This window comes from Burkholderia glumae LMG 2196 = ATCC 33617, assembly GCF_000960995.1.
Lineage (GTDB): Bacteria > Pseudomonadota > Gammaproteobacteria > Burkholderiales > Burkholderiaceae > Burkholderia > Burkholderia glumae.
This window is the reverse complement of sequence record NZ_CP009435.1, coordinates 2,421,076-2,436,248: the sequence shown is the minus strand read 5'-3', so window position 1 is coordinate 2,436,248 and position 15,173 is coordinate 2,421,076. Positions and strand designations below refer to the sequence as shown.

At 70.5% G+C, this 15,173-nt stretch carries 11 protein-coding genes; 7 read left to right on the top strand and 4 right to left on the bottom strand.

Annotated elements, in window-relative coordinates; genetic code table 11:
* Window positions 1-64: 64 nt before the first annotated feature.
* From KS03_RS23550 to KS03_RS23540, 3 genes are all read right to left on the bottom strand, one after another.
* Complete coding sequence (locus KS03_RS23550) at window positions 65-1,369, bottom strand: cell division protein ZipA C-terminal FtsZ-binding domain-containing protein (RefSeq protein WP_015875317.1); 1,305 nt, start codon at window positions 1,367-1,369, stop codon at window positions 65-67.
* Window positions 1,370-1,426: 57 nt separating this feature from the next.
* Window positions 1,427-4,945 carry a chromosome segregation protein SMC gene (gene smc, locus KS03_RS23545; protein WP_015875316.1) on the bottom strand — a complete coding sequence of 1,173 codons (3,519 nt, stop codon included), beginning with the start codon at window positions 4,943-4,945 and terminating at the stop codon, window positions 1,427-1,429.
* Window positions 4,946-5,075: 130 nt separating this feature from the next.
* On the bottom strand, window positions 5,076-6,008 hold the full coding sequence (locus KS03_RS23540; RefSeq protein WP_015875315.1) for a DMT family transporter: 933 nt from the start codon (window positions 6,006-6,008) through the stop codon (window positions 5,076-5,078).
* A 292-nt stretch (window positions 6,009-6,300) separates the two neighbouring features.
* Here KS03_RS23540 and dapC point away from each other — a divergent pair, with 292 nt between their 5' ends.
* The 6 genes from dapC to cls all read left to right on the top strand — a co-directional run bounded on the left by dapC (window position 6,301) and on the right by cls (window position 12,490).
* Window positions 6,301-7,518 (top strand): succinyldiaminopimelate transaminase, encoded by a 1,218-nt coding sequence (gene dapC / locus KS03_RS23535; protein ID WP_015875314.1) that lies wholly within the window; start codon window positions 6,301-6,303, stop codon window positions 7,516-7,518.
* 46 nt (window positions 7,519-7,564) lie between these two features.
* Entirely contained in the window at window positions 7,565-8,392 is an 828-nt protein-coding gene (gene dapD / locus KS03_RS23530) for a 2,3,4,5-tetrahydropyridine-2,6-dicarboxylate N-succinyltransferase (protein ID WP_015875313.1), read from the top strand.
* Window positions 8,392-8,748: an ArsC family reductase gene (locus KS03_RS23525; RefSeq protein WP_015875312.1), complete on the top strand. Its 357-nt coding sequence runs from the start codon at window positions 8,392-8,394 to the stop codon at window positions 8,746-8,748. The genes dapD and KS03_RS23525 overlap by 1 nt, the downstream gene beginning before the upstream one ends.
* Window positions 8,749-8,845: 97 nt before the next feature.
* Window positions 8,846-9,985, top strand: coding sequence for a succinyl-diaminopimelate desuccinylase (gene dapE, locus KS03_RS23520; protein WP_015875311.1), 1,140 nt, complete (start codon window positions 8,846-8,848; stop codon window positions 9,983-9,985).
* Window positions 9,986-9,995: 10 nt separating this feature from the next.
* On the top strand, window positions 9,996-10,922 hold the full coding sequence (gene prmB / locus KS03_RS23515; protein WP_015875310.1) for a 50S ribosomal protein L3 N(5)-glutamine methyltransferase: 927 nt from the start codon (window positions 9,996-9,998) through the stop codon (window positions 10,920-10,922).
* Between the two features lie 128 nt (window positions 10,923-11,050).
* Window positions 11,051-12,490, top strand: a complete 1,440-nt coding sequence (gene cls, locus KS03_RS23510; RefSeq protein ID WP_015875309.1) for a cardiolipin synthase — start codon at window positions 11,051-11,053, stop codon at window positions 12,488-12,490.
* A 41-nt stretch (window positions 12,491-12,531) separates the two neighbouring features.
* Here the strand turns inward: cls and KS03_RS23505 are convergent, their stop codons facing one another.
* Window positions 12,532-13,011, bottom strand: a complete 480-nt coding sequence (locus KS03_RS23505; RefSeq protein WP_015875308.1) for a glutathione peroxidase — start codon at window positions 13,009-13,011, stop codon at window positions 12,532-12,534.
* 194 nt (window positions 13,012-13,205) lie between these two features.
* On the opposite strand from KS03_RS23505, the gene KS03_RS23500 reads away from it, so the two are divergent.
* On the top strand, window positions 13,206-15,140 hold the full coding sequence (locus tag KS03_RS23500) for an ATP-binding cassette domain-containing protein (protein WP_015875307.1): 1,935 nt from the start codon (window positions 13,206-13,208) through the stop codon (window positions 15,138-15,140).
* The last annotated feature ends 33 nt before the right edge of the window (window positions 15,141-15,173 follow it).

Genomic DNA, 15,173 nt, shown 5'->3' with positions numbered 1-15,173 from the left:
TGGCGCGCCTGCCGAATGGGAGAAACCCGCGATGCTCAACCGGAATCCGGCCCGCGGCCGGTGCTCACTGGCTGAACAGCCGCCGCGTGACCGGCGAGCCGGCCGGAATCCCGGCTTCCTCGAGCTTCGCGTAGAGCTTCATCAGTTGCTGCTCGATCGCCACCAGCGTCGATTCGGGCAGCGGCCGGCGCGAATCGTCGACCACCTGCGCGCCGATGCGGTCCGACAGCGATTTCGCGTAGTCGCACATCAGCTTGAACGGCAGGATGTCCTCGTCGGCCACCGGCACGTCGAGCACCAGCGTGATCATGTTGCCGCCCTTGTAGGTCAGGTCGTCGCGCAGGAAGTTGGTGTCGCCGAACTGCAGCATGAACACCGGGTTCTGCTTCGCGTCGAGCTTGACGAAGCGCGTGCCGTCGCGCGACAGCAGCAGGCCGTCCTGCGAGGCGACCGCCTGCACGTAGTTCGCCGACCACGGCGCGCCGTCCGACATCACGTTGATCGACAGCTGCGCGTCGCACTGCGCGGCGAATCCGTCGAGCTCGCGCGCCATCGAGACGGTCTCGAGCATGTCGGGGAACTCGGGCGCGCCGTCGATCGCGTCGGCGAACTGGTTGACGCCCGAGACGAATTCCGAATACTCGAGCTCGTTGAGCGGACCGCTGCGGTTCGCGAGCTGCGCGGCCGCGCGCAGTTCCTCGTAGCGCACCCCGTTCTGCAGCAGTTCCCAGCCGCTGCCGCCCTCGGGCTTGCCCTCGATATGCACGGGCTTGCTGCCGGCGCGGCGCAGCCGCTGCGCGGCCGGCACGATGCGCTCGCCGGCGAGCGGCGCGCCGAGCCGGATCGGCACGATGCAGTCGATGCGGCGGTCGACGATGGCCGGCGGCGCGGCCGAGATCGTGGTGGCGGCGGGCAGCACCGGCTCCGCGACGGCCTCGCCGGCACCGGCCGACGCTTCGGCCGGCCCGGCGCCCTCGCCCGCCTCGGCGTCCCGCTCCGCCGGGTCGGTGGCCCCGGCCGTCAGCGTCTCGTCGGCCTGCAGGTCGGCCGGCGTATCGATCGGGGCCGGCTGCGCCGGCGCGCCGCCGAAGGTCGGCTCGACGCGCCTGTCGCGATCGCCCGCGCCGGCCGCGGCCGGCGGCGCCACCGGCTCGAGCGGGGCCGCCGCGCGGCGCGCGGGCTGCCGCACCGGTTCGATGAACGGCGCGTCGTCGTCGCGCTCGTGGCGCGCCAGCGTGTCGGCCGCGTCGGCCGGCATCGGCCGCGGCATCCGGCGGCGCACTTTCGCGGCCTGCCACATGTTGTAGATCCAGATGCCGCCGATCACGACCACGCCAGTACCGACCAACCCGAGTGTCAACTCGTCCATGCATGCTCCATCATGAATGCTGCTTCGAGCGCGCCGCGCCGGCGCGGCCCGCGCCCATCAATTCAAATTCTGTGCAAAACCGGCGGCCGTTTCCATGTCGACCGCCACGATCCGCGACACGCCCTGCTCCTGCATCGTCACGCCGATCAACTGCTGCGCCATCTCCATCGCGATCTTGTTGTGCGAGATGAACAGGAACTGCGTCTTGTCGGACATCGCGCGCACCAGGTTCGCGAAGCGCTCGGTATTGGCGTCGTCGAGCGGCGCGTCCACTTCGTCGAGCAGGCAGAACGGCGCCGGATTGAGCTGGAACATCGCGAACACGAGCGCGGTGGCAGTCAGCGCCTTCTCGCCGCCCGACAGCAGGTGGATCGTCGCGTTCTTCTTGCCGGGCGGCTGCGCCATCACCTGCACGCCGGCATCGAGGATCTCGTCGCCGGTCATGATCAGCTTGGCCTGGCCGCCGCCGAACAGCTTCGGGAACAGGTCGCTGAAATGGTGGTTGACTTCGTCGAAGGTGCCTTGCAGCAGGGTGCGCGTTTCCTGGTCGATCTTGTGGATCGCGTCTTCGAGCGTGGTGATCGCGCTCAGCAGGTCCGCCGACTGCGCGTCGAGGAACACCTTGCGCTCGCTGGCGGCCGCCAGCTCGTCGAGCGCGGCCATGTTGACCGGGCCGAGCGCCGCGATCGCGTTGTTCAGGCGCGTGACCTCGCCCTGCAGGTAGGACGGCTTCAGGTCCGGCGTCAGCTTCGGCAGCAGCGCCGCCTCGTCCACGCCGGCCGCCGCGAGCTGCTCGTCGAACTGCTCGGCCGACAGGCGCGCGGCCTGCTCCTTCAACTGCAGCTCGGTGATGCGCTCGCGCAGCGGCTGCAGCGAGCGCTCCGCCATCAGACGCTGCTCGTCGGCCGCGCGCAGCTTCGCCGTCAGGTCGTCGAGCTCGAGGCGCGCGGCGCCGAGCGCCGCTTCCTTCGCGGCGCGGATTTCCAGCGCGTCCTGCAGGCCGGTGTGCGCGGTCTGCTCGTTGATGGTCTCGAGCTCGGCGCGCGCCTCCTCGAGCGAGGCGGCGATGCGCTCGGTCTGGTCGTGCGCGATCTGGATGGTGCGCTTCAGTTCGTCGATGCGGGTCGCCGAGTTGCGGGCCGCGAAGCGCGCGTCGTTGGCGGCGCGCTCGAGATCGCGCGCCTGCTGGCGCGCGGCGGTCAGCGCCTCGTCGAGTGCCTCGAACGCGAGCTGGTTGTCCTCGAACTTCGCCTGCCGCTCGGCCAGCTCGCCGTCGTACCGCTCGAAGTTGGCCTCGGACTCGGCGCGCAGCGCGCGCTGCTCCTCGATCTGCGCGCCGATCTCCTCGAGTTCCTCGCGGATCTGCGTGCTGCGCTGCGTGTAGCGCTCGTGCGCCTGGGCCAGCTTCAGCACCTCCAGCTGCAGTGCGTGGACGCGCTGCGTCGCGCGTTCGGCCGCGCCGCGCAGCTCGCCGAGCGCGGCGGCCGCCTGCGTATGGGCCGCCTCGGCGCGCACCGCGGCCGTCTTCGCCTCGTCGGCCAGCAGTGCCTGCGCGCGCACCTGGCGGCCGAGGTTCTCGATCTCCTGCTGGCGCGCCAGCATGCCGGCCTGCTCGGAATCGGCCGCGTAGAGCTGCACGCCCGAGCGCGTGACCACGTGGCCCGCCTTCACCACGTAGGCCCCGCCCGCCGGCAGCTGCGCGCGCGCGGCCAGCGCCTGGCCGAGATCGTCGGCGATGAACACCGTGCCGAGCCAGTCGTTGAGCACGGCGCGCAGGCCGGCGTCGTCGATCCGCACCAGCGAGAGCAGCGGCCGCAGGCCGGCCGGCGCGGCGAGCGGCTCGCCCGCCGGCGGCGGCGAGAAGAACGCGAGCTTGGCGGGCGGCGCGTCGGAGGCGAACGCCTTGACCCAGTCGAGGTTCGACACTTCGAGCGCGGCGAGCCGCTCGCGCAGCACCGCCTCGAGCGCGGTTTCCCAGCCGGCCTCGACATGCAGCTTCTTCCAGAGCCGCGGCAGCGCGCCGAGCTCGTGCCGCTCGAGCCAGGGCTGGACCTTGCCTTCCGTCTGGACGTTGTCCTGCAGCTGCCGCAGCGCGGCAAGACGCGCTTCGAGCTGATGGATCTGCGCGCTTTCGGCCTGCACGCGCTCCTGCGCGGCGCGGCGTTCGGCGTCCAGCCCGGGCAGCGCTTCCTGGGCGTCGGCCAGGCGCGCCTGCGCGTCGTGCAGGATTTCCTCGTGCTCGGCGAGCTGCATGCGCAGCTCCTCGAGTTGCGACTCGTCGGGCGCGTCGAGCCCGCCCGCCTCCGACTTCAGCCGCTCGTGGCGCTGCTGCAGCTGCATCAGCTGCTGGTCGGCATTGCGCTGGTGCGCGGCCTCCAGCTTCAGCGCCTGCTCGGTCTGCGAAATCCGGCTGCGCTCTTCGTTGAGCTGCGCCTGCGCGTCGCGCCAGCGCGCTTCGAGCGCCGGCAGTGCGTCGTGCTTGGCGGCCGCGTCGTCTTCGGCCAGCGCGGCCTTCTCGTCGGCGATCGCGCGCGCCTCCTCGGCTTGCTCCAGATCGTCGTGCGCCTTCTGCGTCTGGGCCTGCCACTGCTCGCGCTGCGCCACGAGCGCGGCGATCTGCGCCTGCACCCGGTTGCGCGACTCGACGATGAACTTGATCTCGGCCTCGAGCCGGCTGACCTCGGCGTTGGCCTCGTAGAGCGCGCCCTGCGCGCCCTGCATCGCGTCGCTCGCCGCATAGTTCGCCACGCGCAGCGTTTCGAGCTGGGCCTCGACCTCGCGCAGCTTCGCGGTCTGCGCCTCGAGATCGATCTGCGCCTGCTCGATGCCGCGCTGCTGCTTGTGCTGCTCGCCCTGCGCCTCGTTCCTGCGCAGCAGCCACAGCAGGCGCTGCTTCTCCTCGCCGTCGGCGAGCAGTTCCTTGTACTTGGTGGCCACCACGGCCTGCGCTTCGAGCTTTTCGAGGTTCGCGCCCAGCTCGCGCACGATGTCCTCCACGCGCGTGAGGTTCTCGCGCGTGTCATGGAGACGGTTCTCGGTCTCGCGGCGGCGCTCCTTGTACTTCGACACGCCCGCGGCTTCCTCCAGGAACACGCGCAGTTCCTCGGGCTTGGCCTCGATGATGCGCGCGATCATGCCCTGCCCGATGATCGCGTAGGCGCGCGGCCCGAGGCCGGTCCCGAGGAAGATGTCCTGGATGTCGCGGCGCCGCGCCGGCAGGTTGTTGATGTAGTAGCTGGAGGTGCCGTCGCGCGTCAGCACGCGCTTGACGGCGATCTCGCCGTACTGGCCCCACTGGCCGGCCGCGCGGCCGTCGGAGTTGTCGAAGATCAGTTCGACGCTGGCGCGGCTGCCGGGCTTGCGCGCCGTCGAGCCGTTGAAGATCACGTCCTGCATCGACTCGCCGCGCAGCTCCGAGGCGCGCGACTCACCGAGCACCCAGCGCACGGCATCGATGATGTTGGACTTGCCGCAACCGTTCGGGCCGACCACGCCGACGAGCTGGCCCGGAACCTGGAAATGCGTGGGATCGACAAAGGATTTGAAGCCTGCGAGTTTGATCGAGCTCAGTCGCACGTCGGTATCGGTATTGAATGTGAATTGAAACGGGCGGCAACCGGCGGCACGTCGCGCGCGCCGCCCATTCCGAAGAAAATCGGGCCGACCGGCCGCGCGGTCGTGCCGCGAGCCGCGTCAAGCGGTCCAATCATACCATCGCGCGCGCACCGTCCCGGCCGTCCGCGTCGCCGGCCGGGGCCTTGTGGACGCGGGCCGACAGCAGGGTCGCGGCCACGATGCAGGCGCCGCCCGCCCACTCGCGCGCGCCTGGCAGCTCGCCCGCGAACAGCCAGGCCGAGAGCGCGGTCACGACGATCTCGAACAACATGATGATCGACGCGCGGTTGGCCGGCACCCGGGCAAGCCCGTATTGCACCAGCACGTTGTTGAGCGCGGTGACCACCCCGATCGCGGCACCGATGCCGAGCGCCGCACCGAGCGCATGCGGCGCCGGCAGCGGCGGCACGCCCTCGACGAACATCGCGGCGAAGCTGAACGCGGCACCGCCCGCGAACAGCGTGGCGGTGCGCATCTCGGGCCGCAGCTCGGGCAGATCGCGCGCGATCCGGACCGACAGCACGTTGCCCATCGCGAAACTGAGACCGGCGGCAAGCCCCGCCCATTCGGCCGGATTCGACGGCAGCGGCGCGCCGAGCCCCGGCGACCAGAGCATCAGCATCGCGCCCGAGATCGACAGCGCCGCGAGCGCGGCGGTGGCCCAGGTGAGCCGGTCGCGCAGCAGGAAATGCGCGTAGATCGCGGTCCAGGCCGGGGTCAGATAGAACAGCAGCATCACGCGCAGCACCTGGCCGTGGATCGTGCCCCAGACGAAGCCGAGGTTGGTGATGCCGGCAGCCGCGCCGAGCGCGAGCAACAGCCAGTGCCAGCGCAGCGTGCGCAGCGAGCGGCGGCGCCAGACCACCACGAACAGGCAGGAACAGAGGCAGGTCAGCGCGCCGGCCGCGGTGCCGGTCAGCCCCTGTCCCGCCAGCAGCCGCAGCGGGTACCAGACGAGGCCCCACACCGAGGCGCCCACCAGGATCGCGAGGGTCGGCAGCGCCGACCGTTGATTGCCCATCATTTCCGCTGTTCCGCCCTGTCCGCCCCTGGAGGTTGCCGCCCGCCCGCGGGCACCGCGCGCCGGCGACGGCACGCTATAATCGCCCGGCTGCCGGCCCGGCGCGTCGCCATCCCGGCCACCGAAGCCTGGCAGGCCGACCCGCCAGGCCGGGTCCGGCGCCGCGCGCCCGAGGCCGCCGCCGTGCTGCGCCGGCCCTGCGCCGCCGGCCGCCGCCCTCGGCGGTCGTGCGGCCGGGCCGCGCTCCGATTCAATCCGTCCCCGACGGCCTTCCACCGCCCCGATATCCTAGCCCGTGAATCCACGACTCGATACGCTCCAGCCCTATCCGTTCGAAAAGCTCCGCGCGCTGTTCAAGGACGTGACGCCGTGTGCCGCTTACGCCCCGATCAGTTTCGGCATCGGCGAGCCCAAGCACCCGACGCCGGCCCTGATCCGCGAGGCCGTGGTCGACGCGCTCGACGGGCTCGCGTCGTATCCGGCCACGGCCGGCTCCGCGCCGCTGCGCGCCGCGATCGCCGGCTGGATCGAGCGCCGCTACGGGCTGCCCGCGATCGACGCGGCGCGCGAGGTGCTGCCGGTGTCGGGCTCGCGCGAGGCGCTGTTCTCGCTGGCGCAGGCCGTGATCGACGCGACGCCGCGCGCCGACGGCGAGACCGCGATCGTACTCTGTCCCAATCCGTTCTATCAAATCTACGAGGGCGCGGCGCTGCTGGCCGGCGCCACGCCATGGTTCGTCAACAGCGACCCGGCGCGCAATTTCGCGCCCGATTTCTCGACGGTCCCCGACCACATCTGGGCGCGCACCCAGCTGCTGTTCGTCTGCTCGCCGGGCAATCCGACCGGCGCCGTGCTCAAGCTCGACGACTGGCGCGAGCTGTTCGCGCTGTCGGACCGCCACGGCTTCGTGATCGCCTCCGACGAGTGCTATTCGGAGATCTATTTCGACGAGTCGGCCCCGCCGCTCGGCGGCCTCGACGCGGCACACCGGCTCGGCCGCGGCTTCGAGCGGCTGGTGATGCTGTCGAGCCTGTCCAAGCGCTCGAACGTGCCGGGCATGCGCTCGGGCTTCGTGGCCGGCGACGCGGCAATCCTCGAGCGCTTCCTGCTCTACCGCACCTATCACGGCGCGGCGCTCTCGCCGGTCTGGCAGCGCGCGAGCATCGTCGCGTGGGGGGACGAGGCGCACGTGCGCGATAACCGCGCGCGCTATGCGCAGAAGTTCAACACCGTCACGCCGATGCTGGCCGAGGTGCTCGACGTCGCCCTGCCCGACGCCGCGTTCTACCTGTGGGCCAACGTGGCACGCACCGGGCTCACCGACACCGAGTTCGCCCGGCGTCTGCACGCCGACTATAATGTGACGGTTTTGCCCGGCTCGTACCTCGCGCGCGACGCGCACGGCACGAATCCGGGCCGCGATTTCGTGCGCATCGCGCTCGTGGCCGGCGCCGACGAATGCGTCGAGGGTGCGCGGCGCATCGTCGAATTCTGCCGCGGCCTCGCCCGCTGAGCCCGCCCGTTTCCCCTTCATCCCACTTCCAGCGAAGCAATCAACCATGTCGCAACAACTTCAGCAAATCATCGACAACGCGTGGGAAACCCGCGCTGAACTGTCGCCGAAGGCGGCCCCCGCCGAGGTCCGCGAAGCCGTCGCCCACGCGATCGAGCAGCTCGATCGCGGCGCGCTGCGCGTGGCCGAGAAGCAGGGCGGCGACTGGATCGTCCATCAATGGCTGAAGAAGGCCGTGCTGCTGTCGTTCCGCCTCGAGGACAACGCACCGATGCCGGCGGGCGGCTACTCGCAGTTCTACGACAAGGTGCCCTCGAAGTTCGCCAGCTACACGGCCGAGGACTTCGCCGCGGGCGGCTTCCGCGTGGTGCCGCCGGCCGTCGCGCGGCGCGGCTCGTTCATCGCGAGGAACGTGGTGCTGATGCCGTCGTACACCAACATCGGCGCCTACGTCGACGAAGGCACCATGGTCGACACCTGGGCCACCGTCGGCTCGTGCGCGCAGATCGGCAAGAACGTCCACCTGTCGGGCGGCGTCGGCATCGGCGGCGTGCTGGAGCCGCTGCAGGCCAACCCCGTCATCATCGAGGACAACTGCTTCATCGGCGCGCGCTCGGAAGTCGTGGAAGGCGTGATCGTCGAGGAAAACTCGGTGATCTCGATGGGCGTCTACCTCGGCCAGAGCACCAAGATCTACGACCGCGAGACGGGCGAAGTCAGCTACGGCCGGATTCCCGCCGGCTCGGTGGTGGTGGCCGGCAACCTGCCGTCCAAGGACGGCTCGCACAGCCTGTACTGCGCCGTGATCGTCAAGAAGGTCGACGCCAAGACGCGCGCCAAGGTCGGCCTGAACGAACTGCTGCGGGGCGACTGATGACGACCGTCGTCTACGGCATCCCCAACTGCGACACGGTGAAGAAGGCCCGCAGCTGGCTCGACGATCACGACGTCGCGTTCGATTTCCATGACTTCAAGAAGGCCGGCCTCACCGAGGCCGTCATCAAGGGCTGGCTGAAGGACGTGCCGCTGGAGGTGCTCGTCAACCGCCGCGGCACCACCTGGCGCGCGCTGCCCGACGAGGCCAAGGCCGCCGCCGACAGCGAGGCCGGCGCGATCGCGCTGATGCTCGACAAGCCGTCGGTGATCAAGCGCCCGGTGGTGGTGGTCGACGGCCGCGTGAAGGCGGTCGGCTTCGTGGCCGACCAGTACGCGGCGCTGTTCGCCGCCTAGGCCGGCGGCGCGGCGCGCGCGACACCCGGCGCGCCGCTGCGCCACCCCGCCCTGCCGGCCGCCGCGCCGGCATTTTTCATCGAAAGTGGTCCGAACCATGTCCGCCACCCTTGCCCTTACCGAACAGCTGATCGCCCGCGCGTCGGTGACGCCCGACGACCAGCACTGCCAGCAGATCATGATCGAGCGCCTCGCCGCGATCGGCTTCGACTGCGAGACCCTCGCTTCAAACGGCGTGACCAATCTGTGGGCCGTCAGGCGCGGCAGCGCCGGCCGCGACGGCAAGCTGCTCGCGTTCGCGGGCCACACCGACGTGGTGCCGACCGGCCCGCTCGAACAGTGGAGCTCGCCGCCCTTCGTCCCCGCGCATCGCGACGGCAGGCTCTACGGCCGCGGTGCGGCCGACATGAAGACCTCGCTGGCCGGCTTCGTGGTGGCAAGCGAGGAGTTCGTGGCCGCCCACCCGGACCATCGCGGCTCGATCGCGATGCTGATCACGAGCGACGAGGAAGGCCCCGCCACCGACGGCACCGTCAAGGTGATCGAGGCGCTCGCCGCGCGCGGCGAGCGCCTCGACTACTGCATCGTCGGCGAGCCGACCTCGTCGGCCACGCTCGGCGACATGGTCAAGAACGGCCGGCGCGGCTCGATGTCGGGCGAACTCGTCGTGAAGGGCGTGCAAGGCCACATCGCCTATCCGCATCTGGCGAAGAATCCGATCCACCTGCTCGCGCCGGCGCTGGCCGAACTGGCCGCCGAACGCTGGGACGACGGCAACGAGTATTTCCCGCCCACCACCTGGCAGGTCTCGAACCTGCACGGCGGCACCGGCGCGACCAACGTGATTCCCGGCCACGTCACGCTGCTGTTCAACTTCCGCTTCTCGACCGCGAGCACGGTGGACGGGCTCAAGGCGCGTGTCCACGCGATCCTCGACCGGCACGGCTTCGAATACGCGCTGACCTGGTCGGTCAGCGGGCTGCCGTTCCTGACGCCGCGCGGCGAGCTGTCGGACGCGCTGGAGCGGGCGATCCTCGCCGAAACCGGCGTGGTGACCGAGCTGTCGACCACGGGCGGGACCTCCGACGGCCGCTTCATCGCGCGGATCTGCCCGCAGGTGATCGAGTTCGGCCCGCCCAACGGCTCGATCCACAAGATCGACGAGCACATCGAGCTGCGCTTCGTCGACCCGCTCAAGAACGTGTACCGCCGCGTGCTCGAACAACTGATCGCCTGACGGAGCCGCCATGACGACCCCCACGCCCACCACGCCGTTCCAGACCGTCCGCGACCTGGTCCGCTATGCGGTGACGCGCTTCTCGGCCGCGCAGCTCGCGTTCGGCCACGGCTCGGACAACGCCTACGACGAAGCCGTCTATCTGGTGCTGCATACGCTGCACCTGCCGCTCGACACGCTCGAGCCGTTCCTCGACGCGCGCCTGCTGGCCGACGAGATCGACGCGGTATTGCAGCGCATCGAGCGCCGCGCCGGGGAGCGCCTGCCGGCTGCCTACTTGACCAACGAGGCGTGGATGCACGGCCACCGCTTCTACGTCGACGAGCGCGTGATCGTGCCGCGCTCGTTCATCGGCGAGTTGCTCGACGACGGCCTGCAGCCCTACGTGGCCGACCCCGAGCAGGTCGGTGCCGTGCTCGAGCTCTGCACCGGCTCGGGCTGCCTCGCGGTGCTCGCGGCCGAGGCGTTCCCGAACGCCGAGATCGACGCGGTCGACCTGTCCGAGGACGCTCTCGCCGTGGCCGAGATCAACGTGGCGGACTACCGGCTCGACCACCGCATCGCGCTGCACCACGGCGACCTCTACGCGCCGCTGCCCGCCGAGCGGCTCGCCGATCCGGAGCTGCGCTACGACGTGATCCTGAGCAATCCGCCCTACGTGAACGCCGCCTCGATGGCCGCGCTGCCCGACGAGTACCGCCACGAGCCCGAGATGGCGCTGGCGGGCGGCGACGACGGCATGGACGTGGTGCGGCGGATCCTGCGCGAGGCGAAGAAGTGGCTGAAGGAAGACGGCGTGCTGGTGGTCGAGATCGGCAACGAGCGGCCGCACGTCGAGGCCGCGTTCGGCGGGCTCGACCTGATCTGGCTGCCGACCAGCGCCGGCGACGACTGCGTGTTCCTGATCCACGCCGCCGATCTGCCGCATTCGGCATAAGGCGACGCGGGACGGCCGGCGCGGGACGGATGGCCCGCAACTCGCGCCGGACGGCGCGGTTCGATAAGATGCAGGACCGGCTGCCGCATCCCGCGGCGCGCCGCGAACCATCCGGACCTCCACGCTCGATGCAACTCGACTGGCTCCATCTCGGCACCTTCGTCGCGCTCGCCCACATCCTCGGGACGATCGCGGCATGCCACGCGATCCTCAACACCCGCACCTCGCAGGGCGCGATCGCCTGGGCGGTCTCGCTGACCGCGATGCCGTACCTGACGCTGATCCCCTACCTGTTCCTCGGCCGCAGCAAGTTCTCCGGCTACGTGAACGCGCGCCGCCACGAGACGGCCGCGCTGCGCACGCGCTCGCGCCCCTCGGCCTGGGACACGCACGGCAGCTCGCTCGGCGCCCCGGCCGATACGCTCGGGCTCGCGACGGTGCGCGCGCTGACCCACCTCGGCGGCATGCCGTTCGTGGGCGGCAACGCGGTGCGGCTGCTGGTGAACGGCGAGGCGACGTTCGCGGCGATCCTCGCGGCGATCGAAGCGGCGCGTCACTACGTGATCGTGCAGTTCTTCATCGTGCGCGACGACACGCTCGGCGAAATGCTGCGCGACGCGCTGCTCGCCTGCGCCGCGCGCGGCCTGCGCTGCTATCTGCTGTACGACAGCATCGGCAGCTTCGACCTGCCGCACGCCTACGTGAACCGGCTGCGCGCGGGCGGCGTCGAGGTCCATCCGTTCGCCACCCACAAGCAGTTCGTCAACCGCTTCCAGCTCAACTTCCGCAATCACCGCAAGATCGTGGTGGTGGACGGCGAATGCGCGTTCGTGGGCGGCCACAACGTGGGCGTGGAGTATCTCGGCGCGAACCCGCGGCTCTCGCCGTGGCGCGACACGCACATCGAGCTGCGCGGGCCGGTGGTCGCCAACATCCAGTACGTGTTCGCGGAGGACTGGCACTGGGCCACCCAGTCGCTGCCGGCCGCCGCGCCGACGCCGCCCGCGGCGCCGGACCAGGACATGCATTGCCTGGTGGTGCCGATGGGGCCGGCCGACAAGCAGGAGACCGGCTCGCTGTTCTTCGTCGAGGCGATCCACGCGGCGCGCGAGCGGGTCTGGATCACCACGCCCTACCTGGTGCCCGACGAGGCCGTGATCGCGGCGCTCAAGCTCGCGGTGATGCGCGGCGTGGACGTGCGGATCCTGATCCCGATCCGGCGCGACCACTACGTGGTGTTCGAGGCCTCGAAGCTCTACGCGCGCGACCTGATCGAGGCCGGCGTGCGGATCTTCCGCTACCGGCCCGGCTTCCTGCACCAGAAGGTGGTGCTGATCGACGGCAAGGCCGCCGCGATCGGCAGCGCGAACCTCGACAACCGTTCGTTCCGCCTCAACTTCGAGATCATGGTGCTGACCGTGGACGCCGGCTTCGCGGCCGACGTCGACGCGATGCTCACGGCCGACTTCGCCTGCGCCGACGAGGTCGATCGCGGCGAGCTGGCGCGCGCGGGCGCCTGGCGGCGCATGCTGATACACGTCGCGCGGCTGTTCGCGCCGATCCTCTGAGCCGCCCCGGCCCCGGCCCCGGCACCGCGCCGCCGGGCAGCTCACAGCAGCTTTTCGATGTCCTCGGCGATCTCGTCGGGCTTGGTCTGCGGCGCGTAGCGCTTGACGACGTTGCCGCTGCGGTCCGCCAGGAACTTCGTGAAATTCCACTTGATCATCTTGGTGCCGAGCAGGCCCGGCGCCTCGTCGGTCAGGTAGCGGAACAGCGGATGCGCATGCTCGCCCTTCACGTCGATCTTCTCGAACAGCGGGAACGTGACGCCGAAGCGCTGCTCGCAGAACGCGCCGATCTGCGCGGCGTCGCCGGGCTCCTGGCCGCCGAACTGGTTGCACGGGAAGCCGAGCACGGCCAGCCCGCGCGCGCCGAAGCGCTCGTGCAGCTGCTGCAGGCCCGCGTACTGCGGCGTGAACCCGCATTCGCTCGCGGTGTTGACGATCAGCAGCACCTTGCCGCGATAGGCATCGAGCGAGACCTCGCCGCCGCCGAGCGCGTTGGCGCTGAATGAATAGAGTGTCGACATCGGTTTGCCTCCTGACGGATATGGGCGAATGGGAACTGCGGCGGCGTTTCGAAACGCGGCGACCGGCCGCCGCCCGTCACGCAGTCTATGCGAAACCGTCCGGGCGCGCCGGCCGCCCGAACGGAGAATCGCCCGCAGCGGGCGGGCGGGCGGTCTAGAATAGCGGTCTTTCCCGCCTCTTCCCTGCTCCCGTCGTGATCCGTTTCAACCAGTTCAGCCTCGCCCGCGGTACCAAGCCGCTGTTCGAAGGCGCCACGTTCGCGCTCAACCCCGGCGAAAAGGCCGGCCTCGTCGGCGCGAACGGCGCGGGCAAATCGACGCTCTTCTCGGTATTGCGCCACGAGCTGCACGCCGACGCCGGCGATTTCTCGATCCCGCCGTCGTGGCAGATCGCGCATGTCTCGCAGGAGACGCCCGCCGTCGATCGCAGCGCGCTCGACTACACGCTCGACGGCGACGCCCAGTTGCGCCAGATCGAGGCGCGCATCGCCGCGGCGGCCGCCGCCCACGACGGCGCGGCCGAGGCCGAGGCGCACGCCGCGTTCGCCGACGCCGACGGCTACACCGCGCCCGCGCGCGCCGAGGCCCTGCTGCTCGGGCTCGGCTTCACGCTCGCGCAGACGCGCGAGCAGGTCGCGAACTTCTCGGGCGGCTGGCGCATGCGCCTGAACCTCGCGCAGGCACTGATGTGCCGCTCCGATCTGCTCCTGCTCGACGAACCGACCAACCACCTGGATCTCGACGCGATCGTCTGGCTCGAGGACTGGCTGCACCGCTACGCCGGCACGCTCGTGGTGATCTCGCACGATCGCGAGTTCCTCGACGCGATCTGCAACGTCACGCTGCACCTGGAGCATCGCCAGGTGAAGCGCTACGGCGGCAACTACTCGCAGTTCGAGGTGTTGCGCGCGCAGCAGCTCGCGCTGCAGCAGAGCGCCTACGAAAAGCAGCAGAAGACCATCGAGCACCTGCAGGGCTTCATCAACCGCTTCAAGGCCAAGGCGTCGAAGGCCAAGCAGGCGCAAAGCCGCGTCAAGGCGCTCGAACGGATGGAGCGGATCGCGCCGTCGCACGCGGCTTCCGCGTTCACGTTCGCGTTCCGCACGCCCGATTCGGCGCCCAACCCGATGCTGGTGATGGAGGACGTGGTGTGCGGCTATCGCGACGAGGCCGGCCACGCGCTGCCGATCGTCGAGCGCGTCGCGCTGTCGATCCAGAACGGCCAGCGCATCGGCCTGCTCGGCGCGAACGGCCAGGGCAAGTCGACCCTGATCAAGACGCTGGCCGGCACCCTCGCGCCGCTGGCGGGCGAGGTGCGCGGCGGCAAGGGCCTGACGATCGGCTATTTCGCGCAGCACCAGCTTGAGACGCTGCGGCCCGACGATTCGCCGCTCGCGCATCTGGCGCGGCTCGCGCCCGATGCACGCGAGCAGGAACTGCGCGACTTCCTCGGCGGCTTCAATTTCTCGGGCGACATGGCCTCCGCGCCGATCGCGCCGTTCTCGGGCGGCGAGAAGGCGCGCCTCGCGCTGGCGCTGATCATCTGGCGCAAGCCGAACCTGCTGCTGCTCGACGAGCCGACCAACCACCTCGACCTCGAAACGCGCGACGCGCTGACCCTGGCGCTCGCGCAGTTCGACGGCACGCTGATCCTGGTCTCGCACGACCGGCATCTGCTGCGTGCCACCACCGACCAGTTCATGCTGGTCGCGAACCACCGGCTGCAGCCGTTCGACGGCGACCTCGACGACTATCGCGACTGGCTGCTGCAGCACGCCGCCGAGCAGCGCGCCGCGGCGCGCGGCGAGGCCGGCGAGGGGGGCGCCAGCGCCGGCGCGGCGGGCAACCGCAAGGATCTGAAGCGGCAGGAGGCCCAGGAGCGGCAACGTCTGTCGCAGCTCAGGAAACCGCTGCAGACCAAGCTCACGAAGCTCGAAAAGGAGATGGAGACGCTCAACGCCGAGAAGGCGAAGCTCGATGCCTTCGTCGCCGACGCGGGCAGTTACGCGGCCGAGAAGAAGACCGAACTGACCGAGGCGATCCGCCGGCTCGGCGAGGTGACGAGCCGGCTCGAGGCGCTCGAACTCGACTGGCTCGAGCTTCAGGAACAGCTGGAACAGATCGGCTGAGCAAGGGCCGCGGCGCGCCCGCCCGCAGGCCGG

Bases quoted from the DNA above. Each gene is read 5' to 3' on its own strand.
- KS03_RS23525 (WP_015875312.1), top strand. From the start codon at position 8,392: ATGACGACCGTCGTCTACGGCATCCCCAACTGCGACACGGTGAAGAAG.
- dapD (WP_015875313.1), top strand. From the start codon at position 7,565: ATGTCGCAACAACTTCAGCAAATCATCGACAACGCGTGGGAAACCCGC.
- KS03_RS23505 (WP_015875308.1), bottom strand. From the start codon at position 13,011: ATGTCGACACTCTATTCATTCAGCGCCAACGCGCTCGGCGGCGGCGAG.
- cls (WP_015875309.1), top strand. From the start codon at position 11,051: ATGCAACTCGACTGGCTCCATCTCGGCACCTTCGTCGCGCTCGCCCAC.
- prmB (WP_015875310.1), top strand. From the start codon at position 9,996: ATGACGACCCCCACGCCCACCACGCCGTTCCAGACCGTCCGCGACCTG.
- KS03_RS23550 (WP_015875317.1), bottom strand. From the start codon at position 1,369: ATGGACGAGTTGACACTCGGGTTGGTCGGTACTGGCGTGGTCGTGATC.
- dapE (WP_015875311.1), top strand. From the start codon at position 8,846: ATGTCCGCCACCCTTGCCCTTACCGAACAGCTGATCGCCCGCGCGTCG.
- KS03_RS23540 (WP_015875315.1), bottom strand. From the start codon at position 6,008: ATGATGGGCAATCAACGGTCGGCGCTGCCGACCCTCGCGATCCTGGTG.